Origin of the sequence: Mangrovactinospora gilvigrisea (assembly GCF_001879105.1) — a bacterium.
Lineage (GTDB): Bacteria > Actinomycetota > Actinomycetes > Streptomycetales > Streptomycetaceae > Mangrovactinospora > Mangrovactinospora gilvigrisea.
Genome location: NZ_MLCF01000006.1, coordinates 1 through 24,473, shown reverse-complemented (window position 1 = coordinate 24,473; position 24,473 = coordinate 1). Strand labels below are relative to the sequence as shown.

Genomic DNA, 24,473 nt, shown 5'->3' with positions numbered 1-24,473 from the left:
GCACGCGTCGACGGGGAGGCAGGGCATGGCGGACGCGACAACATCGCACCTGGATATCGGCGCCGGCATGGTGCCGATGCTGGTGCGCGCCCATCTGGCGAGTGGCATCGCGTTGGACGCCCAGTGGGGCACGGCCCTCGACGGGCTGCTGGCCTCGGCGATCTGGGCGGCCCGCAAAGCGATGCTCCACGAGCGCGGCATTCCCACAGCCCCGTTGGCAGACAACCCCGAGCCCGCCGACATGCCGCTTCCGCTGGCCCGCTGCGTCAGCTCCGACGGCGCCTGGCACTGGGCCGCCACCTGCGCGCTGCCCGAGCAACTCGCCGCCGACGACACCGAGGTCCGCTACTGGACCGGGCATCTGGACCAGCGGCACGCCGAACAGGTCGCTGCCACGATGCCCCGTCAGCTCTACACCCACCAAGGCCGCTGGCGCAGCCACCACATGCCGCTGGTCATCACCATGTGCCGGTCCGTCACCTGGCAAGCGGTCGGCGACCCTGCGGCCGTCCGCGCCCTGCTCGAGCCGTTGATGGCGATCGGCAAGAAACGGGCGCAGGGAGAGGGCATGGTGCTGCGCTGGGAGGTCATCACGCCCTGGACGGTCAGCCCCTGGGACGCCGCCCATCTGCACGCCGACGGAACCCTGGGCCGACCGACCCCCGACGCCTGTGTCCGTGAGGCACACAGCTGGCTGGTCACCGGGGGACGCGGGCGCGCCGGACTGCGGCCGCCCTACCAACACCCCGCCCGGCAGCACGAGATGCACCTGCCGGCCGCACTGCCCACCACCGCCGACGCCGCCCTCGGATAGCCGGAGGATCTTGCCGATGAGCGCCCCTGTGCCCCAGCAGTCCGGCAATCCCGGACTGGACGTCACCGCCCTGCGCGGCATGCTGGCCCGGCGCCGCCTGGCCACCGCGCATCTCCCCGGCAGAATCCGCGACCACCTGGCCCAGCACGGGGGCTACCTGGCGCTCAGCGGCGGCAAGGACTCCGTCGCCGCGCTGCATCTGGCGCTGCAGGCCGATCCGAAGGTCCCGGTGTGCTTCTTCGACAGCGGGCTGGAGTTTCCCGAGACCCTCGCCTACATCCGTCATCTGCACCGGGCCTGGGATCTCAACCTCACCTGGATCAAAGCCTCCCCCAGCGCCCTGGAGATCCTGATGGGTGACGGCTCGTGGGAGCACGGCACGACCGCCCACCTTGCCGGGCTGCCCGATCTGCACACCGCGCTCATCCGCGAGCCCTCCCGCCAGGGCCACGAGGAGCACGGCCCGGGTGAGATCTGGGGCGTGCGGTCCAAGGAGTCGCACGGCCGGCGCATCGCTCACATCAAGGCGCTGCGGGAGGAGGTCGCCCTCGCCTGCCACGGCTGCTGCCCGCGGCCCGCGCCCGGACAGCGCGAGAGCCCCGAGCAGCGGGCCCGGCACGGCGGGGTGATCCGCCGTCAGGACGGCACCGTCGCCTTCAGCCCGGTCTGGGACTGGTCGGACGCGGATATCTGGGGCTACCTCGGGCAGCACCGAATCGTCCCGAACCCGGTCTACGCCAAGCTCAAGAGTCTCGGGGTGCCGCCACGTCTGCAGCGGGTGTCGCTGATGGTGGAGGTCAACAACCTGCAGTTCGGCCGGGCGGTGTGGCTCAAGCGGGGCTGGCCGCGCCTCTATGCGATCCTCACCCAGGCGCTGCCGCGGCTTGCTGAGATGGCGTAGGCGCCACCGCTCCCCCGGGTGCGGCGAACTGGGCTACTTCAGGTTCTTCGGGACGAGCATCGACAGGTTCAGATCCTCCAGGACCGACCACAGCCGCTCATCGGTCTCCCGCTTCGGCTCGCCGCCGTCCACGACGGTGGCCCGGTGCTCGGCAATCGCGCGGACCAGTGCGGCGATGGTGCGCTTGGCGGGGGCGTTATAGGGAGTCAGGCGGTCGCGCACGGCTTCCTTGTCGCTGCCCCGATACAGCTCGCGCTGCTCGCGTTCGGACCGCTCCATACGGTCCCACCCCATGTTCAGGTTCAGCTCGAACTTCTGCAGGCGCTTTTGCTCCCGCTCCTCCAGGCCCTCCTGGGCGAGGGCCCGTTCGGTCTGGTCCAGGAAGTCCTCGAGGGTGTCGTAGGCGCGGTCCGACAGGTCGTCGTCGGCATTCAGCACGTGCCAGAACTCCTGCCAGGCGCGGCGCTGGGGCCCCTCCTCCTCACGCGGCAGGAGGTTGTCGCGCAGCAGCTGGGCGAAGTCCTCGTCCGGCAGGGCGAGCAGCTGCGGGGCGCTGATCTGCTCCGGCAGGGTGACCGGGGCCTCGTCGCTGAGGGCGCGCCGGACGGTGGCCTTGGACAGGCCCAGGCGCTTGGAGATGGCGTTGACCGAGAGGTTCTCCGCCTCGTGCAGGCGGCGGATCTCTTCGGTGTCGATGGCTGCCATGCGGGGGTGTCCTCCTTGGTGGGCGGCTGGTGGGCCGCGGTGGGTCCTGCTGGGGCTGGCCACCAGTCTAGGCAGCCGCACGGGGAAGATCGGGGGAGATATCGGCGTGCGGTTGCCGTGATTCCCTCCAGCCCGATAGTGTATATACACTTCGGATGGGCGGTGCAGGGGAAAGGCCAGGATGCCACGCAGCGCGAATCTCGACCGCACGGGCGGCCTGACTCCACAAGAACGCGACGCGGCACGCGCTGCGGCCTCCAAGCAGCGCGAGGAGGAACTGAGCCAGCAGGCCGCCGAGTTCGCCCAGCAGATGGGCGAGTCCGGCACCATCCATGACCAGGCGCTGCTCGCCGCCCAGCAGGCCCGCGTCGAGGCCAGCCAGAACATGGACCAGGCGCTCGCCAACGCGACGGCCAAGCAGCGGCGCCAGGTCACCGACGAGGCCCGACAGGCCGAAGCGGAAGCGGTCGCGCTGACCGCCTATGAGGAGGCCACCGGCGCGAGCATCCTGGTGACCAATCCGGAGGTCCTGGAGGCCTACAACAAGCTCCAGGCGGCTACCGAGCGCGCCGCCAATCGCCCGGTCGAGGAGTTCCAGGCCGAGGTGAGCGAGGGTCAGCGCGATGCCGTCAAGGACAAGTTCTGGCGCGGCTACGCCTATGTCGGAACCTCGATCGAAGATGCCATCGCGGCCGACCCGGAGATCGCCAACGACCCCCGGATCACCCGCCTGGGAGCGGCTCAGCGCGGCATCCGGGTCCCCGACTTCTTGATCCAGGCCCCCGAGGCGCAGCCGGGTGATCCCGACTACGATCCCAATCGGCCCCGGGTCCCTGCCTACGCCGTGGACATCACCGGCGGCAGCAAGACCTCGGTGCGCGAGCACCGCAATCGCGAGTACATCACCGGCACCCGGCTCTATCACGATCCCGACCAGGTCGTGACGTACCGAACGCGTACGGTGGGCGAGATCAAGGACATCTTCCGACGGCAGGAGTGAGCCATGGCCGCAACGACCATGTCCAAGGAGACCATCGCCCACACCAAGCTGGGCGGCTCACAGACGCTGGGCGATGCCGACCTCACCGGCTGCACCTTCAAGGGCGGCACCCTGGCGCAGTACGAGGACCCGGCGTTCGGTCTCCGCGTCCACGACGTCACGCTGCGCGACTGCCGCACGGCACCGTTTGTCCTGCACGGGATCGAGTTCCGCAATATCGCCGTCGACCGGCTGACCTGCGGGGCGCGTCTGACGCCGCGCGCCTGCGTCTTTCAGCACGTGACGCTCAGCGGCGCGATGCCCGACCTGATGCTGATGCCCGCGCACTCCAGCTTGTCCGCAGAGGTCCAGGAGGCGTTCGCGGCGGGCGCCGAGCACTACTACAAGGACGTGGACTGGGCGCTGGACATCTCGCAAGGCACCTTCAAGGATGCGGAGTTCTCCGGCGTACCTGGGCATCTGGTCAAGCGGGATCCGGCGACGCAGTTCCTGCTGCACCGAAGCAGCGCCGAGCACGCCGATACCGAGGGGCTGAGCGACCGGGCCCGGTCCTACCTCGCCAAGGCCCGCAAGCACCGGTTCGACAGCATCGTGATTGTCGCCCCGACACGCTCGAAGTACTTTGACGCGGTGCTGGCCGACCTGGAGGATCTTCGTACCCGCGGTCTTGCCGAGTAACTGTCAAAAACGTTCCCGCTGCTACGATTGGCCGCTTGTGAGTCAACTGGGTGGATATAGATGATTACCGATGTGTTCTCGGCGGAGCCGGGGCAACTACCGGGCTATCGCGAGGCCGGGTTCCCCGACCCGACCGGGTTCGGGTTCCCCACCATCCGCGCCCGGGGCCTGGACCCGGCCGCCCTGGCCATCCTGGACGCCCTGCTGTCGCAGGCCGCCCCGGCCGAGGCGCTGGAGTCCGCGGCCACCTCCCCCACTGACGCGCCCGACCTGTATCGCGCACCGGTCATCACCATGGTCAGCGCACGCACCGTCCAACTCCTCCCGGCCGTCGATCAGAACCAGCTGACCGTGCTGGCTGACGACTGGGCCGAGTATGACGAGTTGGGCGGCAAGTCCCCCATTGCCCTGCGCGCCTTTTTGGACCAGGCCCAGGAGCTGTTTCGCAGCGCCGCCGCGAACGACCGCATCGTCTGTGTTTGGAACTGCCTGTGACCACCCCACTGCAATACGAAGCGGCCGTTCGCTACCCGTGGCTGCGTGCCGCCTACCACCAGGCCTCGATCGTCAGGCAGGCTCTGGCCGACCAGGAGGTCGCCGCGGATCCCCAAGCGGCAGCCGGGCCGGAGGACCGCCTGGATCGCCCGGACGTCATGCTCGGCGGACGCTTCCCTGTCGATGTCGTCCCCGACACCGACGTCAGCCGCAGCGCCCATCTGGCCCGCGGCTATGTCAATGAGTCGCAGCTGATGACCTACGAGGTGCCCAGCCGGGAGTTCCTCGCCCAGATCTTCCAGGTGGAGGGCTCCTGACTCCCCCGGTTCGCCGCACGCCGAGGCCGGCGCCCACCCGCTCGGAGCATTGACGATTGCACCCAACGGGAATACCTTTTAGATGTTATCTGTTGGTCACACCGTATCGCCGACAGTTTGAAGGTCCCGCCATGCGCATCACGCATCCCTTGCCCACGAGCACCGGTCGGGAGCTGCGGCGATTGCGCGAAGGTGCCCGCCGCGGCGGCCCCGCGTCCGCCGCCTCCCGCGCCGCGCTCGCGCACTACATTCAGGCGCTTGCCGACGCCGGCTGGGCCAAATCCGCGATGGCCGAGCCCCTGGGCGTCACCCGCCAGGAGGTCCACCGGCTGAGCAGGCAGGCCGAGGCACTACCGCGCCCCGCCACGTTGCCCGCCGTCCCCGCTCTCCCCGCCAAGCCCACCACCTCTGCGCGCACCGCACGGCGCGAGTCCCCGAAGATCACGGCGTCGGAGGCCAAGCGGCTGCGCGAGCTCGCCCCTTTGGCCACCAAGGTCCGCGGCGTGACTGCCGAGCACGACCCGGCCCGCACCGCGTCCGTGGAGTACAGCGTCCTGCTGGCCGAGCTGTGGAAGCGCGGGGTCTCCCGTCAGGAACTGGCGCGGATCACCGGCCAGGCACCAGCCACGATTCGCGCGCGCCTGGCCCGCCACGGCCACATCAATCGCGGAGCCAGTGAACGCCCCTACAAGGGCAAGCAGGCCGAGTTCGCCAAGCGCCGGGAGTACTGCAAGTTCGGGCACGAGTTCACGCCGGAGAACACCTACGAGTACCGCCGGCCCGATGGCCGCGTCGCCCGGACGTGCCGCGCCTGCCATGCGCGGCGCCAGCGCGAGCACGCACACAGCGTCCGCGCCACGACCGGCCGCCGCACGCCCCGACCCGCCGGTCGCACGGCGCAACCTGCCCGGCAGACCGTGTGCAAGCGGGGCCACCGCATGACGCCGGAGAATACCTACGAGTACACGCAGAAGAGTGGCAAGATCGCGCGGACCTGCCGACAGTGCAAGGTGCTGCGGCAACGCGCGTACGAGCAACGCCACGGCATCACCAGCCATCACTGACGGCAGCGACGGCTCGCATCGGATCCGGTCGGCTGATTCCGCTTCACTTACTGTCTATACAAATGGTGGGTATGGGCGGGACCGATTCGCCATCCGCTCCACGTCGCGCGCGGATCGCTCCCGGTCAGGAGGTCGTTCCGGGTTGGGAGCGACAGGGCCGCGGGAGTGGAGGCGAAGCCGTGTCCTCGCTTGCCACCTGCCTGCGGAAGCGACCACCACGCCGCTAGATCGTCATTTGCCAGCAGCAATAACGCACTTGCAAACCGGAACGTCTCTCTATCTGAGAGCTCATCTGCCACACGTTCCGTATAGACGCAATATGGGTTAGGGTCCGAAGCGGTGGCTCACTCCCGTCTCCCACGAGCCACCCCGCGGACCCGAGGCATCTCCCCCCACAGCTTCGGAGACTCCGCCGCCGGGGGCCCGCGTGGCGCGAGCGCTGCCGCGCACCCGCCATCACCTCCGTGGGCCCCTGGCTTCTCCGCCCCAAGCAGGCGGCCCGATCTACGCGCAAGCCGCCTACTGGTAACTCAGCTCAGTGATGACACTGCCGTTGACCGCTGCCATGCCATGCAGGGTCCGGCCCGAGGTCGTGGTCACCGTGAAGCCGAACTGCGCAGGCCCCTGACCGTCCCCGGTCGGACCCTTGAGCCACTGCGCGGTCGGAACCGCAGTGAAGCACTCAGGTCGCACGGTGCCCGCAAGACTGACCGACGTGCCCAGATCCTTGAGCTTGTCCACGCTCAGCGCATCAACGCTGATGCTGATCCGGCTCTGGCCCGGCTCGGGAGAATAGGTGAAGCGTGGGACGGCGCCCTCGCGGCTGGGCAGTTTCAGACGAAACGCCTGCGGGTCCCGCTGGGCGGCGGCAGCGGCCTGCAGGAAAAGCCGGACGCGGTTCTCCTCCGCCGTGAACGCCGCTTGAGGCGCGCACTGACGCGCAGCCGGCGCCTGCGCCGGTCCGCTGGATGCGGCAGTGGGAGCCGGATCGGACAGGCCGTCACGCATCGCGATACCGACGCCCACCAGCAAGGAGAGTGTGCCGCTCGCCACGCTCAAGACGATCAGGGTGGTGCGACTGGGCTGTGCCACCTGCATCCCCTCCACCACTGCCGATCAGCCAGGTCTTTCAGTCTAGACAGAAGCGGTCGGCTGGGAAGCTGCCGCACCGCCAGGCATCAAGGTGGCCAACTGCCGCGGCCATGCGCACGATCAGTGGAAGGTCAGCAACCCGACCTGATGCAGTACCGCCTCTCGCGCTTCGTCTGCTTCGCCGGGAGGAAGGCCAGCCAGGGCGATGTCCAGGGCCGCGGGGTAGGCGGACCACAACCGCTCGGGGCTGTGCAGGTGATCCGGGGCTGCGGGCCTCACCGCCCAGCGGACCTCCATGCGTCCACGACCCAGCGGTGAGGGGATGCGCACGCTGCCCCCGGCTCCCGCGCAGCGACCGACCAGCGGCAGTTCACCACCGCGCACGAAGGTCCCGGCCGGCAGGAGGAAGGCCGCGGTGGCCGCCAGGTTGGAAAAGACCACCGGCCCGCTCGCGGACTCACCCAATGCTTCAATCAGGCAAACGCCGATGCCCCGGCTGACCAGGAGGGCGTCAAAGACGATCCCGGTTCGCAAGATTGCTGGCTGGCCTCCTCGCCACGAGGCCAGCGCCTCGCCCGGACGGGTGGCTGCCCGAAGCAGCCAGGCCGATACCGGATCGTCGTGCGGGTCATCCATCGTCGATGCACCAGCAGGGGTGCGCGTCCCTCCTCGGCGGCGCTGCAGGACTGCGGCCAGCAGACCCGTCGGGCAACCAACGCGGCATCAGTGGGTGGGGAAGAAGACGAACGCCTTGCCGGCGGGCGAGGCGCCGACCGCACCGTGATCTTAACGTCCCCAGGAGCACCGGCCTGAGCATCTGTCAGTTCTGCCCACACGAGCGCCTTGACCGTGCCCATCGAGGCCCGGATGGACCACCCCGCCACTGTGTATATACAAGAGGACTGTCTACGCTCTATGGTGGTCAGGTCGTTCCTGGTAGAAGCCTCGGGGGGGTGCTGTGCGTATAGCCGCTGTGTGGGCTATAGCCATGGCGGGCCTGTGGGCCGCGACACCGGCGCAGGCCCAGGAACAGTCGACAGTGCAGCAGGCGGCCCTGCAGACCGATGCGATCACCCCGGGGACGATCCATCAGGGCCTCTCCCCCGGCCAGCCCTTGCACTGGACGATATCCACTGCGCCGGGCCAGAGCCTCACGGCGACAGCGACGCTCAGTCTGCCGCCCGGCCTCGACGGTTCCCTCGCTGCACTCCATCTCGACCACTCCCCCAGCCTGGCGATCAGCCTGGCCGACCCTCTCGGGCGGTCGCTCGAGTGCGACGCGCACCGCCCCGGATCGACCCTGCCCTTTACAGCAGCCACGGCCAGCCAGTCCTCCTTCTCGGTCTCCTGCCGCATCGGCGCCGAGGGGGACGCGCCGTTGACTCAGGCGGGCGGCTACCAGGTGACGGTGGCCATTCTCGGCGCGCCGAGCCAGGCCAAGGCACTCAGCGTGCCGATGACGCTCACGGTGACTCAGGCCGCCGGGGCTGCCGCCCCGGTGGCGTCACCCACCACGAAGCCGAGCCACCGTCCGGGCGGAAGCCCTTCTCCGGCCGCGTCTGCCGCGGGCACCGCTTCTGTCGCTCCCTCACACACCGTTCCCGGCACGGCGCACTCGGCCCACGCCACGCCGGCTACCCGACATGCACACGCATCCGGGGCATCCGCCGTTCGGATGTTCTTGCCGGTCCTCGCTGCGATTGCCGCGGCCGTGGGTGGCGGGTTCGGATTTGTTGCCCTGCGACGCTGGCTGGCCTCACGGCGACCGCGTTACGTCACCCCCTCCCCCCACGATCCTGGGCAGTCGGCGGAGAGTCAGGCACTGCACCGCTACTTGCCCTTGCCGCAGAGCCAGGACCCCGGGGAGCACTCCGGCAGTGCCAAGGTGCACGCCGGCAACCCGGGCTCCGGAAGCCGGTCCCCCTCATGAGCGCCGCGACTGCCGTTCAGACGGCATGCCATGGACCACTACAGGGGTGGTTGCGGACGCGCGCGGATGTGACTGCAGCGTGGCGTCGCACGGGGATGCATACGGCGTCGGGAGGGCCACGGCCCTTTGTCCTCGCGCCGCCTCCCACGCGTTGTGGCGCGGATGTTGGCGTGCGGACTGGACGCTCTTGGGCGAGCCGAGAGCAGCGTCAAGGCTGCGAACCGGCGGCGATCCGGAGCGCGTGGAGGACCGTCGGCGACGTTCACGGCGGCGTCGCGTCCATCCGGGGAGGGCGGGTTTGCTCTCCCAACAGTGCTCGGCGCGGCGTCTCCAAGGCGCCGTTGATGGCCTGGCGGGCGAGGCCATGGGCCTCGACGGGGATGGCATGGCCCCGGGGAACCGCGGTGAGAGGCGCAGCGTCCGAAGGGGGTGAAGGGGCTCTGATCATGCAGATCGGTCTCGGGTTCGGCCCGTCGATCATGCCTTGACCAAGGCTCTGACCTGCATATATAGCGATAGATGTAGCGATGAGTATCGCGATGGCTAGTGCGTTCTGTGTTGCTAGTGATATGTCGATAGATATAGCGGAGGCTAGTGCTATCGCTAGAGCGAGTGGTATAGCGCTATAGCTAGCGCTAAAGCTAGTGCTAGAGCGAGCTAGCTAGCGAGCGAGCGCGCTAGCTTACGAGCGAGCTGACGAGCTGTCTCGCTTACTGACGAGCGGCTTAGCTAGCGAGCTTGCTTACGCGCGAGCGAGCGAGTCAGCGAGCTGTCTAGCTGCTGAGCGAGTGAGCTAGCGAGCTAGCTAGCTGACGAGCGCGCCAGCGAGCTAGTCAGCGACTTAGCGAGCGAGCTGTCTAGCTGCTGAGCGAGCCAGCGAGCGAGCTAGCTGACGAGCTGTCTTTCCAGCTGACGGTCGAGCGAGCGAGCTGCTCAGCTGCCACGCTCACGCTCTTGCTGGCTTACCAGCGAGCTGCCGGGCTTACCCGCTGCCGAGCGCGCTCCCTGCCTTGCCGCTCAGCGATCCCGGGACCGGCTGTTCCCGCATCGTGCGCCCGCGCTGACCGCGACTCATCGTGACGCGCCGTCACACCCGCCCGGAGCTCACGAGGATGGACGAGTGACACCAGCCGCACCGTCGGTTGCACCCGCGGCAGGGCCGGTGTAACGCGACGCGCGTGGCACGCGGGAAAACAGCGCCATGGCTGATATCTTCAGCCTTGATGTACTAGTGTCGCGAGTCGACGAGGCCGGTGCCGGACCGGGATTCTGCCTGATCAATCGGGCAACTCCCGTGCCTGCTCCGGGATCACAGACTCGTGTCGCCAGCTTGATCGTTTCGCCAATGCCAGTAGGGGAGTCAGACATGGAGGTCATCGCAGTCGCCAGCCAGAAGGGAGGCGTCGGCAAGACCAGTACGACCGTCAACCTTGCGGGCGGACTTGCCCTGGCTGGTGCGTCGGTCCTGGTGGTCGACCTCGAGCCGCAGGCCCAGGCCGGTACCTCCCTCGGCTTCAATCTGACCCAGCAGATGTTGCAGCGCTCCCTGGGATGGGCACTGCAACACCGGCTTCAGGGGATCGAGGTCAACCTCCATGAGTTCCTCGAGAACCGCAGCGAGATCCTGGAGGACTTCGGCGACGCCGGGCAGCTGCACCTGCTGGCGTCCGAGGAAGCCACCATGACGACCGCTCAGGATCTGCTGTCGCAGAAGGGCTACACGGCCATTCCGATACTCCGACAGATGCTCCAGCAGGTGGCGGACGACTTTGACTACGTGGTCGTCGACACGCCTCCTTCGGTGTCGGCGCTCAACGCCTTGGGCGTCGCAGCGGCTGACTATGTGGTGACACTGTGCAATCCGGAGTACGCCACCGTGCGTGGCGCAGCGATCTTGATGGCGGCGGTCAAGCACGTGCCCGAGCGGACCCAGGGCCTGTGCAATCCGAAGTTCCTCGGCGCGATCCTCAACCGCAGCAACCCCCCGTCCTCCTGGACCGAGCAGGAAGTCGCGGTCCGCAACCTGATGCGGGACATGGGTGTCCTTCCCTTCAAGCGGGACATCCGCCGGGACAACCGGATCTCCGACTCCTTCGCCTACGGGCGGCCCGCCGTGGTCCGCTATCCCAACCACTCGCCCGGCCAGCAGTACAGCGCGCTGATGGCAGAGGTCATCGACCGCATCTCCACGCCCGAGGAGAAGTGGGAGATCGCCGATTCGACGGACCAGGACCAGGTGGACACCAGTGCCTGAGAACAAGCCGGAGGGCAAGAAGGGCGCCAAGAAGACCGGATTCGCGAAGGTCGCCGTCAAGACGGCCGCTAGCCGCCGCGGCGCCCGCGGCAGCGCCAAGGCAGCCGAGATGCTGAGCAATCCGGCCATCGCGGGCGCCGAGGACGTGGTCTCCCGGTCGTTCTTCGGCAACCCCGATGCTGGCCGCGCCACCGCTGATCCACAGCCCGTCTCGGTCGAGCCGTCGCCCCGGGCCCCTTCCGGTGAACCGGCACCCGCTCGTGCCGAGGTCGACGATGAACTGGTCGCCTCCTTGGCTCCGGAGCCGCCGGGGCCTGGCCCAGCGGCGCTCGCGGCGCCCCTTGGGCACCTCCATCCCGTGCCTGATGCCGCGTCGGAGGCCGGCGAGGCCCCATCAGCCCCGGCCCCATCAGCCCCGGCCCCACGCACGCACACCCAGGTTGATGAGGCTCCGGCGCAACCTGCAGCCGCCGAGCCGAAGGCCGATGCCACACCTCCGGCTCAAGAAGCCGCTGCCGACGATGCGCTGGTGGCTCTCGCCGATCCTGCGCCGGCTCCAGCTCCGCGGGTGCCGCAGCGTCGGTCCTCGACGCCGCCTGCACCCAAGGCCAGCAAGAAGGCCCCGGGCAGGGGAGTGGTCGGGGGCCATCGCGCCGTCCTGGCCAGCTTCAGCGATGCGCGGATCAACTCAGAGAACTGGGAGATGCACGGCGTCAAGCTGGAAGCGGGCGTGAAGGCGGCCCTCAAGGCGCGGGTGCTGGCTGACCGGAGGTCGTCCGGCATAAGGTTCTTGGCCGAGGGCCACTACATGGATGCCGCTTTGCGGGCGCTGCCGGATGATCCGCAGGCGTGGGTGGCGATGGCCAAGGCGTTCCAGGCCGAGCGCTTTGCCGACCCGGAGATCGGCAAGCAGACGACGTATCGGGTCGGGCCGGTCGCCTACGAGCTGCTGGCCAATCTCAACCAGGCGATGCAGGAGCTGAACTACGGCCGGCGAGGCCTGTACGTGCTCTCTGCCGCTATGGAGCGGCTGCTTCAGGAGATGGACAAGGACGGTCCACTGACCGGCGGTCGCGACTAGCGGTTCAATCCCCGATCAGCGCTCGCCTCCCAGGATGGTGAGCGCTTCTTCGTTGTGCCCGCTCGCCGCGTGCACATAGGGGGAGCGACGTCAGGAGCCCAGGGGGAGCGGGCGAGGACGCGTCACAGCGTCTCAGGTTCCGCCACCCCGGGCCGCTTCACCCAAACGTGTGAACCTTCTGATGGTCCGTCAATCGCGGGGCGCCCTCCGGGCGTTCAGCTGCATCGTGCATCTGTCGTCCCCTCGTGCCATCTCTACGTGCATACAACACGAAAAATCTGCGCGGCAGTTGGGGTGTCGCTGGCGGCCGGATCCGTCATCCACAGCCTTCTGATCAGGCACTTGTTGCGAACGCTATAGCTAAGCCTATAGCGCTGAAGCTAGCTAGCGAGCTAGCGAGCGAGCTGTCTTACCCGCGAGTTAGACGTGTGTCGCAAGGAACCTTCCTGCGAAAAATCCAGCCCTAGTCTGGCAATTGACGTCTCATGCGCGGGAACCAACCCTCTACACTCCACGTGTCACTAGTAATGAAACGGGGCGCAGTGGGCTACTGTGACAGCAGCTTGGATCGCCAGAGGAGTCAAGGAGTGCATCCCACCGAAGCCCGGGCAGAGACCGGGACACCGACCGAACCAGCGTGGCGCAGCGTGGAGTTGAGTTTCCTCGCTGCCGCGGAAACCGCCGATCTGTCAGAGAACTGGGCTTGGAAGGCGCGTGACGCCGGACTGCTGCATGCCCCCTGCGGGGCTGAGGACGTCATCGCCCTACGCGTCTACGCCCTGGTTGTGCAGTTTCCCTGGCCCGGGCAGCGGCGTGGCCGCAACGTGTCGCAGAAGCTCGAGCTGTGGCAGACCGTGGTGGTCGAGATGGCCCGAGAGGCTGTTTTCGACCCCCGGACGACCGTCGACACCGTCCTGTGGGTCGAGCCGGGCGGGGGAACGCTTGTCACTTCACCAGGCGACCGGGCCGCGCACGAGCTTGACCGGCTCACCGGGCGCACGGCCGTACGGCTCCCTGTCGGCCTGTGGGTCGCTCAGTTGCCTGACGCGATCCGCGCCGCCACATCCAAACCGCGCCGCCCTGGCAGACGCCCAGCCGCCTAGACCGGGTGTGAGCCCGTGCTCCTGCGCTGACAACGGCGTAGGTGGGGCGCGCACCGAAGATGCTCGCCCCACCTACCGCTGAAAGAAGGTGATGCTCGACCACCAACTCAACATCGGCACTTCCCCAACACGACCGTCATAGCTGACTGCAAGCCGGTCGTGCAGGTTAGTTGTGCCTGCTAGCTCGACTTCTCCCGCAAACCGGTCGCCAGCTCCCAACTCGCACCGGAACGCAGGAAGAGCCGATCCCTACTCCAACGTCGCCAATCCCCACCAACTCAGTCCCGAGAGAAAGAGAGAGAACTCAGTCTGATCAGAAAGTCAGAAAGAGAGAACTCAGTCCCGAGAGAAAGAGAGGTCGAGCTTGGCCTCATCACCAAACCCCACCAACTCAGTCTGATCAGAAAGAGAGGTCGAGCTTGGCCTCATCACGAGCGGCAAGATCCCGCATCCAGTCATAGCAAGATCCCGCATTCACTCGGAGCCCAGTATGCCTCGTCGCCCGGGGGCTAGGCGAGTGCTGTCTCAAATCAGACATCCTGCACAAGACAGCGTCGTACCCCCTCTGCTCAGTGCGTTTCGCCTGGTCCACGACCAGGACCTCCAGGAGGTCACCACCACAGCCTCCCGGCCGATCACCCATCCTGATGACTTCGTTCTGGCCACACAGTGGGCTATCCGCCACAGCCTGCATCCCCGCGCCGGAGCCACCACAGTCCGTGTTGCCCAGGCCCTGGCCGCCAAGGCCAACCGCCAGGGACACGTCGCCTACGGGCGCAATCGTCTGGCAAGCCATCTCAACCTGTCGATCTCCCGGCTGTCGGACCACATCCGCTACCTGCGTGAACTCGGCCTACTGGCCTGGGTGGAACACGGCTCGCGCCGCAACGTGCGCCGCACCCGCAACCCTGAGCAGCACGTCGACGGCTACACCGCCACCGGCACCATCTACGCCCTGTGCGCACCCGCCGCCTGGGATGCCGCCGTCGGCCGGCGCACCACCGGTGCCGGCTACCGCGCACGCCTGGTGGGCGTGACCGGCGCCGGACGGCGCCACGAGAGCCGGCTCGCCCGTCTCGCCAAGGCCCGAACCGAGGCCGCTGGCCGCCGCGTTGGCACTGCCCGTCGTCGGACCCCTTCTTGTGGTGGTACCTCTGAGGTTTTTGAAGTTTCTGATGATGCTGGTTTTAAAGACACCCGCGCAGGCGCGCGCGCTACAGCCCCCACACCGTCCCCGACAACCACGCCCCACGACCTCGCCCGCACCATCGAGGTGGCCCGACAGCTTCGGATCCGCGTCTCGTGGTTGCGCCATGCCCGACTGCGGCGTCTGGCCTATCTGCTGCGCCCGCTGATCCTCAATCAGAACCACACCGTCAGCTCGATCCTGCAGATCCTTGCGGTGTGGGGGAGCCCCACTCGTGTCCGCCGGCCGCTGGCCTACCTGGCCAACCTGCTCAAGCGCCGTGCCGAGGCAGCACCCCTGCCCAGCGACGAAGCTTGCGACGGGTCGTGCCGGCGCACCAGCGCGCCGCCGTTTGCCTTGCTGCCGGCTGCGGCCACCCCGGCCCTCAGCGAGGACCGCCGACACCTTGATGGGGCCAATGGCGCAGGTGATACCCAACAGCTTGAAGCGCTGCAGGCCCAATACGCCTTCGAAGCACTCCTGGGGCCGTGGACGCCGGTGCCTGCGGCAACCGGCTCGTCACTCGAGCAGGAGGATCGTGTGCTCGGCTACGGGAGCGCAGCTTGGGATCAGCCCAACGCCCGCAGTCGGGTCTGCACCTGTGCACAGGATCGAGCGGTGGCCCAGGCCGAAGCTGCCGGACCGACCGTGGATGACAGTGGTCGGGGCTATCGGCGCATGGTGGCGCAGCGTGGGCAGCGTCAGACCAGTGTCATGGGGGCGACGAGGCAGCTGCGGGCACGTCTTCGGCGATCCTTGACGGCGAAGGCGATCACCATGACAGGCTCGCCGTGTACCGTTCCCGCGGCATGATCACCATGCGGCGGTGCTTCGCGGCGAAACACCGCCGCGCACCGGCGACCGGTGGACCATCTGCCCGTGGTGTCGTGCGAGTTGGACGGCGCAGCGTGCGCATACCTATGTCAGGGCGTCAGGTGGCCTGCGCTGGTCGGTTCGCTCGTGGAGGGTGCCTCCCGGTCGTCGAGCTCGTAGACCTCGATGAGGTCGCTGGGCTGACAGCTCAGGATGTCGCACAGGGCCGCAAGGGTCTCCATCGACAGCCGCTTGGGTGGCTGGGTAACCAGGCGGAAAACCTGATGGCGCGACAGGCCGACGCCGCGTTCATCCAGCAGCGGCACCAGGCCAGTCGTCAGGTAGATGCCCTTCATGGCCAGAAGCTGGCGCAGCTTCCACCGGTAGCCTATTTTCCTGGTGATGGTCACTCCTCCAGACTCCGACGCAATGTCAAAGATGGTAGTCAGAGCGGGTCATTGGCAGGCGTCAGATCGGGAATCCGGTCCGCGCGCCACACCAGGACCTGGGTTGTGGTGAAGCCGTGCCACCCCGTTCCGAAGGCCACGCGTAGTGCGGCGTCCTGCTGTGGCCACCACGCGAGGCGGTCCTTGGCACCGGGGCTGATCGTGGGTGGGGCACTGGTGAGGGCGACCGGCCGCCGATCGCGGATCCAGGCGATCGGATGCGTCAGCCACTCCTGGTCGGGAGGATTGGCGCCGTAGTGGGTGCAGGTGTTGTCCTCCGGAGTGCAGCGATGCGGCAGATTGCGCTGCAGCCATCGGGGGCAGCACCCGGTGCTCGAGGCGTGCAGTCCGAAGTGGTCGGCCCAGGTGAGGATGCGGTGTTGGGCTCGGGTGGAGCGACTGACGGCCTCCTCGAGGGGCCGTCCGGACAGACCGCTTGAGGCTGGAGTGGGGATCGTCAGGCCCGCGGGCCAGCGAATGCTGCCTCGGTTCGTGCCAAAGACGCGGGCTGCCTGCTCGAGGGTGTGGGCGATCAATGAGAGCTCCGGTCAAGAGGCAGGTGGCTGATGCCCGGCTATGCGGGGTCGGTACTGGGGCGGGGCAGGTGCTCCATGAGTGCGCGGGGCGCGCGAATGAGCTGGATGGCCAGGTCGGTGGCTTGCTTGACGGTCCCCCACCACCAGCCGGCGTAGTTGCCTTCGGTGCGCATCCAGCCGGTGCCGGTCCATGCGCGTTTCATCCAGCTGTGGCCGGGTCCGGCGGTGGCCAGGGCCCACTGGTCGGGGTCGCTGGGGTGGCGGACCAGCAGCAGCTTGGGGGCTTGCGGGCCCCAGGGGTGTCGGGGCGCGGAGACCTCGACGACCATCGGTTGGAAGACGATGCCCGAGCGGGGGGCGAAGGCGGAGAGTTCATCGGCGTCCTCGGCGGGTGTGGTCACCGTGGATGCCGGCCAGTTGTGGCCTTGATGGTGTTGCCAGGTACACGGCAGGGCCATGGGGGGCAGCAGGTCGAGCTGCAGGGGTGGCGGGAGCATCAGCTCCAGATCGCGGGTGAAGTGTTCGGGGTCCTTGGCGGCCAGGTGGCGGACCTCCAGCAGGAGCACGGCGGCGTGGGCGAGGGTGCGAAAGAGGGTGTCGACGGTTTCGGATGCCGGGTCGGTGAGGCTGGCCCCGGTGATCTCCTTGCGGGGGGTGATGGTCAACAGCCCGGTGCGGGAGGAGACATGGGTGTCGTAGTCGCCGGGGGAGGGCTCGGCACCTTCGTCGGCGGGGTGGTAGGTGCCGGTGCCGCCGTTGCGCTGCCAGAGGTCGGGGCTGATCAGCAGGGCGGGGCGCAGGGGCCCGTGGTCGCGGTGGTGGGCGTACAGCTGGCCCGGTTGCAGCTGGGGGTGGGGCGTCATGAGGAAGGCCTCCGTGGTCCCGGGGTGGCCAGGTCCGGTTCGGGTGGGGCGGGGGAGTGGCTGCCGGGTGGGGGAGAGCGACCCTCTGAGACAGGGGAGCTGCAGGGACGTCCACGCTGCCACCCGGCAGCCGGCTTGGGGGGGCTACTTGAGTGCTCCCGCGGTCAGTCCGCTGACGAACTGGCGCTGGAAGGCGAAGAAGACCACCAGGGGGATGATCATCGACAGGAAGGCTCCGGAGGACAGCACGTCGATGTTGGTGCCGAACTGGCGGGTCTGTTCGGTCAGCGCGACGGTCAGGGGGGCTGCGGAGCTGTTGGCGAAGATCAGGGCCACCAGCATGTCGTTCCACACCCACAGGAACTGGAAGATCGCCAGGGAGGCGATGGCGGGGCCGCCCAGGGGCAGCACCACCCGGGTGAACAGCCGCAGTTCGCCGGCACCGTCGAGGCGGGCGGCCTCCAGCAGTTCCTGGGGGATCTGGGCGAAGAAGTTGCGCAGCAGGAAGATGGCGAAGGGCAGCCCGAAGGCGACGTGGAAGAGCACGACGCTGGCGATGCTCCCGAAGATGCCGACCTTGGCGAACAGGTCGGTGACCGGGATCAGGGCGACCTGGATGGGGACCACCAGGAGGCCCACGACGATCAGGAACACGACGTCGCGTCCCGGGAACTCGACCCAGGCGAAGATGTAGGCGGCCAGGGCGCCGATGATGACCACCAGCAGCGTCGCCGGCACGGTGATCATGATGCTGTTGGCGACCGAGCGGCTGATGGCGGGGTTGGCCAGCAGCGAGGTGTAGTTGTGCAGGGTCAGCGAGGCCGGCGCGGTGAAGATCGACCACCAGCCGGAGGCCTGGATGTCCAGCGGCTTGCGCAGCGAGGAGACCAGCAGCCCGAGCGTGGGGACCATCCAGAACAGGGCGATGATCAGCAGCCCGAGGCGGACCAGGCCGCCGGTGGATCGGCCGGCCAGCCGCTTGAGGAGGCCGGGGGAGCGGCGGGCGGGCGGGGCCGGGCTCAGGGCGGCGGTGGCAGGGGCGCTTTGAAGGGTGGTCACCGGGCGTTCTCCTTCCGGAAGCGCCGGATGTTGACGTACATCGCGGGGAGCACCAGCACCAGCAGCAGCAGGCCGAGCGCGCTGCCGATGCCCTGGTTGTTGCCGCCGCCGAAGGAAGACAGGTACAGCTGCAGGGCGAGCACGTTGGCGCTTTGCTGGCTGGCGCCGGGGGCGATGATGTAGACCAGGTCGAAGACCTTGAGCACGTTGATCATGAGGGTGACCAGGACGACGCCGAGGACCGGGGCGAGGGCCGGGACGGTGATGCGGCGGAAGACCTGCCATTCGTTGGCGCCGTCGACCCGGGCGGCTTCCATCAGCTCGCGGGGGATGCCGGCGAGTCCGGCGGCGATCAGGACCATCGCGAAGCCGGTCCACATCCAGATGTAGGAGCCGATGATGGACCAGGTGACCAGCGTCGGGCCGAGCCAGTTGACGCCGGCGTAGGGGGCGGTGAAGTTGGAGGCCGCGAGCTGCACCCGGACCGGGCCGGAGGTTGCGGGGGCCGGCAGGGTGTAGGTGCCGTCCTTGCTCGTGGTGGCGTGGGCGATCACCTTGGTGCCGCTCAGCAGGTTCACGCGAAGACCGGACAGGCCCTTCTCGCCCGGATCGATGGCGTTGGGGGTGCCGCCGCCGGGCTTGAAGTCCATCCAGACCGTGCCGCACAGGTGCCCGCCCGGGCAGCTGCGGGGGCCGGCGGCCTGGGAGGCACCCTTGAGGTCATCCGGCGTGGCGCCGACCAGCGGAAGGTTGACCGGCCGCGAACTGACCGCGAGTGGTGGGGTGGTGAAGGGCCCCGCCGCGGGGCCGGTGAGCTGGTGGTTGATGGGACGCGGATGGGCGCCGGGGTAGTGGGAGGCACTGGAGAAGGTGTCGTGGATGCCCACGGCGACCGCGTTGGCCACGCCCTTGGTGGGGTCCTGGTCGTACACCAGGCGGAAGATGATGCCGGCGGCCAGCATGGAGATGGCCATCGGCATGAAGATGACGAGCTTGAACGCGGTGGCGAAGCGGATGCGTTCGGTCATCACGGCGAAGATCAGGCCGAGGCCGGTGGCGATGGTGGGCGCCACGACGACCCAGATGGCGTTGTTCTTGATCGCGGTGAGGGTCTGGTGGTCGCTGAAGACGGAGCCGTAGTTGGACAGGCCCACGAAGTGGGTGAATCCCTGCGCACCGAACAGGCTGCGCACCACCGTCCATCCGATGGGGTAGACCACCAGGGCGCCGAGCAGGACCAGGGCGGGCAACAGGAACAGGGCGGTGATCCAGCCGCGCCGGCTGCGGGCCGCCGGGCGGTCGTCGGCGGGGGTGCTGCCACCGGTGGCCGGTGGCTTGGCGGTGAGGACCTCGGTCATGGCGGGCCGCCTCAGCCGGCGTTGGCGTAGGCCTTGGCGGCGTCCGCCTCCAGCTTGCGCTGGGCGCCGGCGACGTCGCTGGGCTTGGCGAGGAAGTCCTGCAGGTCCTTCCACTCGCCCTGGCCCTTGGTGCCGCCGAAGGCGGCCGGGGACTGGTCGGACATGTCGAAGCGGAAGCCGTCGCCGGCCGAGATGAGGTTCTGGGCGATGGTGCGCTCGACGCTGTTGGTGTAGGTCGACAGCGGCGCGGCCTTGTTGGGGGAAAGGAACCCGCCCTGCTTGATGCCGGTCTCGGCGCCGTCGACGGAGGCGAGATAGCGCAGCAGGGCCTGGGCGCCCTTGGTGTTCTTCAGTGCGACGGCCACGTCGCCGCCGCTGACGACCGGGGCCTGGCCGCTGCCGACGGCGGGGAAGGGGAAGGCCTTGGCGTCGGTGCCGACCTTGGCCGTGGTCTCCTGGGCGATGTTGGTGGCGGCGAAGTCGCCCTCGAAGACCATGGCGGCCTTGGGGGACTTGGCGAAGGTCTGGTCGACCGAAGTGGGGAAGTCGGTCTGCAGGGCGCCGCGGGCGCCGCCGGCCATCAGCGTGGGCTTGCCGAACAGCTGGGCCAGCGTGGTCAGGGCCTTGGCCACCGAGGTGTCTGTCCACTTGATCTGGTGCTTGGTCAGCTGGTCGTACTTGGTGGCGCCGGCCTGGCTGAGGTAGATGTTCTCGAACCAGTCGGTGAGCGTCCAGCCGTCGCCGCCGCCGATGGAAAACGGGGTGGTGCCCGAGTCGGACAGCGTCTGGCCGTCCTTGAGCAGATCGGCCCAGCTGGCCGGCGCCTTGCTCAGCCCGGCCTGCTGCCAGGCGGCGGTGTTGTACCAGACCAGGGACTTGTTGGCGGCCTTGTAGTAGACGCCGTACTGGGTGCCCTTGTAGGCGCCGAGGGTGCGCCAGCCGGGGGTGTAGTTCTTGGCGAGCTGGTCCTTGACGGTGGAGTCGACGGGCTTGAGCCAGCCGGCCTTGGCGAACTGCTGGAGGACGCCGGGCTGGGGCAGGAAGGCGACGTCGGGCTGCCCACCGCCTTGGATCTTGCTGCCGAGGAAGGTGGAGACGTTGTCGCCGGTGGGCACGAAGGTGGTGCTGGCGCCGGTCAGCTGGTCGAAGCGGGCTGTGACCTTCAGGAAGTTCTTCTGCTCGGCGCCCGTCCACACGGCGGCCACCTGGATCTTTTGGCCCTTGAGGTTGGGCAGGTGGAGGCTGGCCGCGGCATCGGAGCCGCCGGCGTTTCCGCCGCCGGTGCTGGTGCTGGCCGATCCGCCGCTGGAGCAGCCGGTGGCGGCCATGACCAGGGCGGCCGCGGCGAGGGTGGCGGCCGCGGTGTGGGTGCGCTTCATTGCGTCACATCCTGTTGTCTGGTGGTGGGCTGAGCGGAGGTCAGGTCGCCGGGCGTGGTGATCCACCAGGCGGCGGTGTTGCCCGGCAGGGCGCCTGGGGGGCAGGGGCTGCTGGCCAGCAGGGGCTGGCTGGTCACGGGGGCGGGGCAGGAGGTGTCGCCGAAGTTGATGGCGCAGACCAGGCCGTCCCCGCGGGTGAAGGCCAGGACCTGTGGCTCGGTCGTGAGCCAGCGCAGGCTGCCGTCGCCCAACTGGGGCAGGCTGGAGCGCAGGGTGAGCGCCTCGCGGTACAGGTGCCAGAACGAACTGGTGTCGGCCAGTGCGCGTTCGGTGGTGTGGGCGGCGAACCACTCCGGTTGCGGCAGCCACGGGGCTGCGGTGGCCACGCCGCTGGTGAAGCCGAACGGGGAGGCGTGCCCGGACCAGGGCAGGGGCACGCGGCAGCCGTCGCGGATGCCGATGCGGCTGCCGGAGCGGTGGAAGATGGGGTCGGTGATGACCTCGTCGGGCAGGTCGACCTCGGCCAGGCCCAGCTCTTCGCCCTGGTAGAGGTAGGCGGCGCCGGGCAGGGCGAGCATCAGCAGTGCGGCGGCGCGGGCGCGGGCGGGGGAGGCGAACCGGGTGACGCTGCGGATCTGGTCGTGGTTGTTCAGGACCCAGGTGATCGTCGAGCCGGTTTGGGCGATGTCGTTGAGGGCTTCGTCGATGACGGTTTTGAAGGTGGGGCCATCCCACGGGGCGGTGAGCATGTGGAAGAAGAAGGCCTGATGCAGTTCATCGCGCCGCACGTAGGCGGCTTGGGCGGCGGCGGTGGGCACCGACACCTCGCCGACCAGGAGGCGTTCGCGGCCGTCGTGGGCGGCGTAGTCGTTGCAGATGGCCCGCCAGGAGCGCCAGACGTCGTGGACTTCGGGCTGGTTCCAGGCCAGCGGGTTGACCGAATCGCGGGCGCGGGCGTCGGCCGTGGGGTCGTCGGAGTCCGGTAGTTCGGCGTCTTTGTACAGGCCGGCGGCCACGTCGATGCGGAAGCCGTCCACGCCCCGGTCGAGCCAGAACCGCAGCACCTTCTCGAAGAATCCGGCGACCTCGGGGTTGCGCCAGTTCAGGTCGGGTTGCTCGGGGCTGAACAGGTGCAGGTACCACTGGCCGGGGGTGCCGTCCGGCTCGGTGATGCGGCTCCAGGCGGGGCCGCCGAACATCGAGTGCCAGTTGTTGGGCGGCAGTTGGCCGTGTGGGCCGCGGCCATCGGCGAAATGGAAGCGCTGGCGGGCGGTGCTGCCTCGGCCCTCGGCCAGGGCCTGGCGAAACCATGGGTGGGCGCTGGAGCAGTGGTTGGGGACGATGTCGACCAGCAGCTTCAGCCCCATCTGGTGGGTGGCGCACACCAGGCGGTCGAACTCCTCCAGGTCGCCGTAGACGGGGTCGACGCCGCAGTAGTCGGCGACGTCGTAGCCGTGGTCTGCCTGGGGGGAGGGGTAGAAGGGGCTGAGCCAGATGCCGTCCACGCCCAGGCGCTTGAGGTAGGGCAGGCCCGCGCGGACGCCGGCCAGATCGCCGATGCCATCGCCGGTGCTGTCGAGGAAGCTGCGGATGTAGACCTGGTAGATCACGGCATCGCGCCACCACGGCTGGGGCCGGGGCTGCGGGGCGAGCAGGGAGAGCGTGGCGGCGTCTTCGGGCGTGGTGCCGTCGACGAGTGCGTCGATCATCCGAACCGTCCTGGGATGTGCACGGTCATGCATGGACCGCCCGGCCGTCGAGGCGCGGGGGCTCCACGACGGCCGAGCGGTTGCATGTTATGCATACGCGTTATGTACGAGCAACGGGTATGTGTCGGCGAGTTTTCGGGCAGGATGCGGCCGCAGCGTACCTAACGGTTAAGTACGCTGATGGGAGGCCTGAGAGGCCGTCAGGAGCCGTGCACGATCGCAGAAAGATCCGCCGCGAGCCGGCCGGCGGCCCCATCCGGGCTGCGCCGTCCGATCAACGCGTCGTACACGTTCTGCGCCACCGCCAGACTCACCTGGTCATAGCGGGGGTTCTTGGGACGGGGCCGCGCCGACAGGATGCTTTGACGCAGCGCCGGCAGATACGGGAAGCGCGCCACCAGCGCCGGATCGCGATACAGATCCGCCCGCGCCGGCGGCAGACTCCCCGCCAGCAGCACCTGCCGCTGCGAGGCGACGCCGGTCATGAACTGGATGAGGCGCTCGGCGGTTCGCGGGTGGCGAGAGTAGGAGCTGACCGCGAGGTCGGATCCACCCAGCGAGCTGGACCCCGGACCCGTGGCCCCGGGCAGCGGCACCACACCGACCTTGCCCGCGACCGGCGAACCCTTGGCCTGCGCCAGGTCGTACACATAGGGCCAGTTGCGCAGGAACAGATACTGGCCGCTTTGGAAGGCCTGACGGGACTTCTCCTCGTCAAATCCCAGCGAGGCCTTCGGGATCCAGCCCTGCCGCACCCCGTCGACCAGGAAGCTCAGACCGCTGCGCGCGGCGGGGGAGTCCACCGCCACCGTACGTCCGTCGCGGCCCAGGATCTGCCCGCCGGCGGACTGCACCGCCTCGGCGTAATTGACCGTCAGCCCTTCATAGGGCGACAGCTGGCTGGCGTAGCCCTTCAGCCCAAAGCGCGGCGCGATCGTCTTCGCCGCATCCTCCAGCTCCGCCCAGGTGCGCGGCGGCCTGACATGAGCCTTGGCCAGGATGTCCTTGCGGTAGAAGAGCATCCCGGCATTGGCCACGTAGGGGACTGCGTACAGCCGGCCCCGGTAGGTGGCGGCATCCACGGTGGGCGGCAGGAAGCTGGAGAGCGGGAACCTCTGCCGCGGCAGCGGCGTGATCCATCCGGCCGCCGCGAACTGGGCGGTCCAGTCGACATCCAGATTCAGCACGTCATAGCGGTCGCTGCGGGCCTGCAGATTGCTGATCATCTGCGCCTGGGTGTCATCGGCCGCCGCGGGCAGCTCGATCAAGGTAACTTTCTCCGCGGGATGGGCCCGGTTCCACACCGCCAGCCGGTTTTGCAGATAGCCGGTCAGATCCTGTGCGGTCACCAGGGTGATCGGGCCGGTGCTCGACCCGGTGGCGGGTACCCGCCCAGGCGCTGCGGGCGACGCCGAGGCCACGCATGTCAGCAGCAGCAGGAGGGCAGCAACCAGCGGCCAGCGCAGCACGCGCCAGCAGCGTGTTCGCTCATCCCCGCGCATGCACACGTCCTTGTGGCAACCCTGACGGCTCTAGCTGTTATGTATACCCTCTAGGTAAGGACGGGGGCCAGGAGTATCCGCGACCGCGGCAGGCCAGCAGGAGGTGACAGCGGATGCGCGAACCTCTTTTGGCACTGCTGGCCAAGGAACCCGCCCACGGCTACGAACTCAAGCAGGCCCTCGAGGAG

Annotated in this window: 23 protein-coding genes and 1 pseudogene; 13 read left to right on the top strand and 11 right to left on the bottom strand. The window is 68.6% G+C overall.

Features of this window, described 5'->3' with window-relative positions; translation table 11 throughout:
- Positions 1-25: 25 nt before the first annotated feature.
- Positions 26-814, top strand: coding sequence for a hypothetical protein (locus BIV57_RS02185; RefSeq protein ID WP_217651674.1), 789 nt, complete (start codon positions 26-28; stop codon positions 812-814).
- Positions 815-830: 16 nt separating this feature from the next.
- A complete protein-coding gene (locus BIV57_RS02180) occupies positions 831-1,715 on the top strand; it encodes a phosphoadenosine phosphosulfate reductase family protein (protein ID WP_071654879.1) in 885 nt (294 codons plus the stop codon).
- Positions 1,716-1,748: 33 nt separating this feature from the next.
- On the opposite strand, the gene BIV57_RS02175 is transcribed toward BIV57_RS02180, so the two are convergent.
- Positions 1,749-2,420, bottom strand: a complete 672-nt coding sequence (locus tag BIV57_RS02175; protein ID WP_071654878.1) for a hypothetical protein — start codon at positions 2,418-2,420, stop codon at positions 1,749-1,751.
- 181 nt (positions 2,421-2,601) lie between these two features.
- On the opposite strand from BIV57_RS02175, the gene BIV57_RS02170 reads away from it, so the two are divergent.
- The 5 genes from BIV57_RS02170 to BIV57_RS02150 all read left to right on the top strand — a co-directional run bounded on the left by BIV57_RS02170 (position 2,602) and on the right by BIV57_RS02150 (position 5,974).
- The gene (locus BIV57_RS02170) at positions 2,602-3,420 is read left to right on the top strand and encodes a hypothetical protein (RefSeq protein ID WP_071654877.1); all 819 of its coding nucleotides are present in this window, start codon (positions 2,602-2,604) and stop codon (positions 3,418-3,420) included.
- Between the two features lie 3 nt (positions 3,421-3,423).
- Entirely contained in the window at positions 3,424-4,098 is a 675-nt protein-coding gene (locus BIV57_RS02165) for a hypothetical protein (RefSeq protein WP_071654876.1), read from the top strand.
- Positions 4,099-4,158: 60 nt separating this feature from the next.
- Entirely contained in the window at positions 4,159-4,593 is a 435-nt protein-coding gene (locus tag BIV57_RS24840) for a hypothetical protein (protein ID WP_071654875.1), read from the top strand.
- Positions 4,590-4,910: a hypothetical protein gene (locus BIV57_RS02155; RefSeq protein WP_071654874.1), complete on the top strand. Its 321-nt coding sequence runs from the start codon at positions 4,590-4,592 to the stop codon at positions 4,908-4,910. Before BIV57_RS24840 ends, BIV57_RS02155 begins: the two co-directional genes overlap by 4 nt.
- A gap of 131 nt (positions 4,911-5,041) precedes the next feature.
- On the top strand, positions 5,042-5,974 hold the full coding sequence (locus tag BIV57_RS02150; RefSeq protein ID WP_139275392.1) for a hypothetical protein: 933 nt from the start codon (positions 5,042-5,044) through the stop codon (positions 5,972-5,974).
- A 519-nt stretch (positions 5,975-6,493) separates the two neighbouring features.
- Here BIV57_RS02150 and BIV57_RS02145 read toward each other — a convergent pair.
- Positions 6,494-7,072: a hypothetical protein gene (locus BIV57_RS02145; RefSeq protein ID WP_139275390.1), complete on the bottom strand. Its 579-nt coding sequence runs from the start codon at positions 7,070-7,072 to the stop codon at positions 6,494-6,496.
- Between the two features lie 114 nt (positions 7,073-7,186).
- Positions 7,187-7,702, bottom strand: coding sequence for a hypothetical protein (locus tag BIV57_RS02140; protein WP_139275388.1), 516 nt, complete (start codon positions 7,700-7,702; stop codon positions 7,187-7,189).
- 352 nt (positions 7,703-8,054) lie between these two features.
- Between BIV57_RS02140 and BIV57_RS02135 the strand changes: the two genes are divergently transcribed.
- The 5 genes from BIV57_RS02135 to BIV57_RS24445 all read left to right on the top strand — a co-directional run bounded on the left by BIV57_RS02135 (position 8,055) and on the right by BIV57_RS24445 (position 15,433).
- Positions 8,055-8,996 carry a hypothetical protein gene (locus tag BIV57_RS02135; protein WP_139275386.1) on the top strand — a complete coding sequence of 314 codons (942 nt, stop codon included), beginning with the start codon at positions 8,055-8,057 and terminating at the stop codon, positions 8,994-8,996.
- Between the two features lie 1,366 nt (positions 8,997-10,362).
- On the top strand, positions 10,363-11,250 hold the full coding sequence (locus tag BIV57_RS02130; RefSeq protein WP_245797387.1) for a ParA family protein: 888 nt from the start codon (positions 10,363-10,365) through the stop codon (positions 11,248-11,250).
- Positions 11,243-12,331, top strand: a complete 1,089-nt coding sequence (locus BIV57_RS24450) for a hypothetical protein (protein ID WP_139275384.1) — start codon at positions 11,243-11,245, stop codon at positions 12,329-12,331. The genes BIV57_RS02130 and BIV57_RS24450 overlap by 8 nt, the downstream gene beginning before the upstream one ends.
- Before the next feature lie 587 nt (positions 12,332-12,918).
- Positions 12,919-13,434, top strand: coding sequence for a hypothetical protein (locus tag BIV57_RS02120; RefSeq protein WP_071654867.1), 516 nt, complete (start codon positions 12,919-12,921; stop codon positions 13,432-13,434).
- 517 nt (positions 13,435-13,951) lie between these two features.
- Positions 13,952-15,433: a hypothetical protein gene (locus BIV57_RS24445; RefSeq protein ID WP_139275382.1), complete on the top strand. Its 1,482-nt coding sequence runs from the start codon at positions 13,952-13,954 to the stop codon at positions 15,431-15,433.
- A gap of 110 nt (positions 15,434-15,543) precedes the next feature.
- Here the strand turns inward: BIV57_RS24445 and BIV57_RS02110 are convergent, their stop codons facing one another.
- The 8 genes from BIV57_RS02110 to BIV57_RS02080 form a co-directional block, all read right to left on the bottom strand.
- Complete coding sequence (locus BIV57_RS02110; RefSeq protein ID WP_419185679.1) at positions 15,544-15,843, bottom strand: helix-turn-helix domain-containing protein; 300 nt, start codon at positions 15,841-15,843, stop codon at positions 15,544-15,546.
- A 35-nt stretch (positions 15,844-15,878) separates the two neighbouring features.
- Positions 15,879-16,415, bottom strand: a complete 537-nt coding sequence (locus BIV57_RS24440; protein WP_139275381.1) for a hypothetical protein — start codon at positions 16,413-16,415, stop codon at positions 15,879-15,881.
- A 38-nt stretch (positions 16,416-16,453) separates the two neighbouring features.
- Positions 16,454-17,278 (bottom strand): hypothetical protein, encoded by an 825-nt coding sequence (locus BIV57_RS02105; protein WP_071654865.1) that lies wholly within the window; start codon positions 17,276-17,278, stop codon positions 16,454-16,456.
- Between the two features lie 144 nt (positions 17,279-17,422).
- Positions 17,423-18,337 (bottom strand): carbohydrate ABC transporter permease, encoded by a 915-nt coding sequence (locus BIV57_RS02100; RefSeq protein WP_071654864.1) that lies wholly within the window; start codon positions 18,335-18,337, stop codon positions 17,423-17,425.
- A complete protein-coding gene (locus BIV57_RS02095) occupies positions 18,334-19,695 on the bottom strand; it encodes a carbohydrate ABC transporter permease (RefSeq protein WP_071654863.1) in 1,362 nt (453 codons plus the stop codon). Before BIV57_RS02095 ends, BIV57_RS02100 begins: the two co-directional genes overlap by 4 nt.
- Before the next feature lie 11 nt (positions 19,696-19,706).
- Positions 19,707-21,074 (bottom strand): ABC transporter substrate-binding protein, encoded by a 1,368-nt coding sequence (locus BIV57_RS02090; protein WP_071654862.1) that lies wholly within the window; start codon positions 21,072-21,074, stop codon positions 19,707-19,709.
- Positions 21,071-22,783, bottom strand: coding sequence for a glycoside hydrolase family 13 protein (locus tag BIV57_RS02085; RefSeq protein WP_079169937.1), 1,713 nt, complete (start codon positions 22,781-22,783; stop codon positions 21,071-21,073). The genes BIV57_RS02090 and BIV57_RS02085 overlap by 4 nt, the downstream gene beginning before the upstream one ends.
- Positions 22,784-22,983: 200 nt before the next feature.
- Positions 22,984-24,249, bottom strand: coding sequence for an ABC transporter substrate-binding protein (locus BIV57_RS02080; protein WP_071654895.1), 1,266 nt, complete (start codon positions 24,247-24,249; stop codon positions 22,984-22,986).
- Between the two features lie 149 nt (positions 24,250-24,398).
- On the opposite strand from BIV57_RS02080, the pseudogene BIV57_RS23805 reads away from it, so the two are divergent.
- A pseudogene (locus tag BIV57_RS23805) lies at positions 24,399-24,473 on the top strand (PadR family transcriptional regulator); the annotation flags it as partial.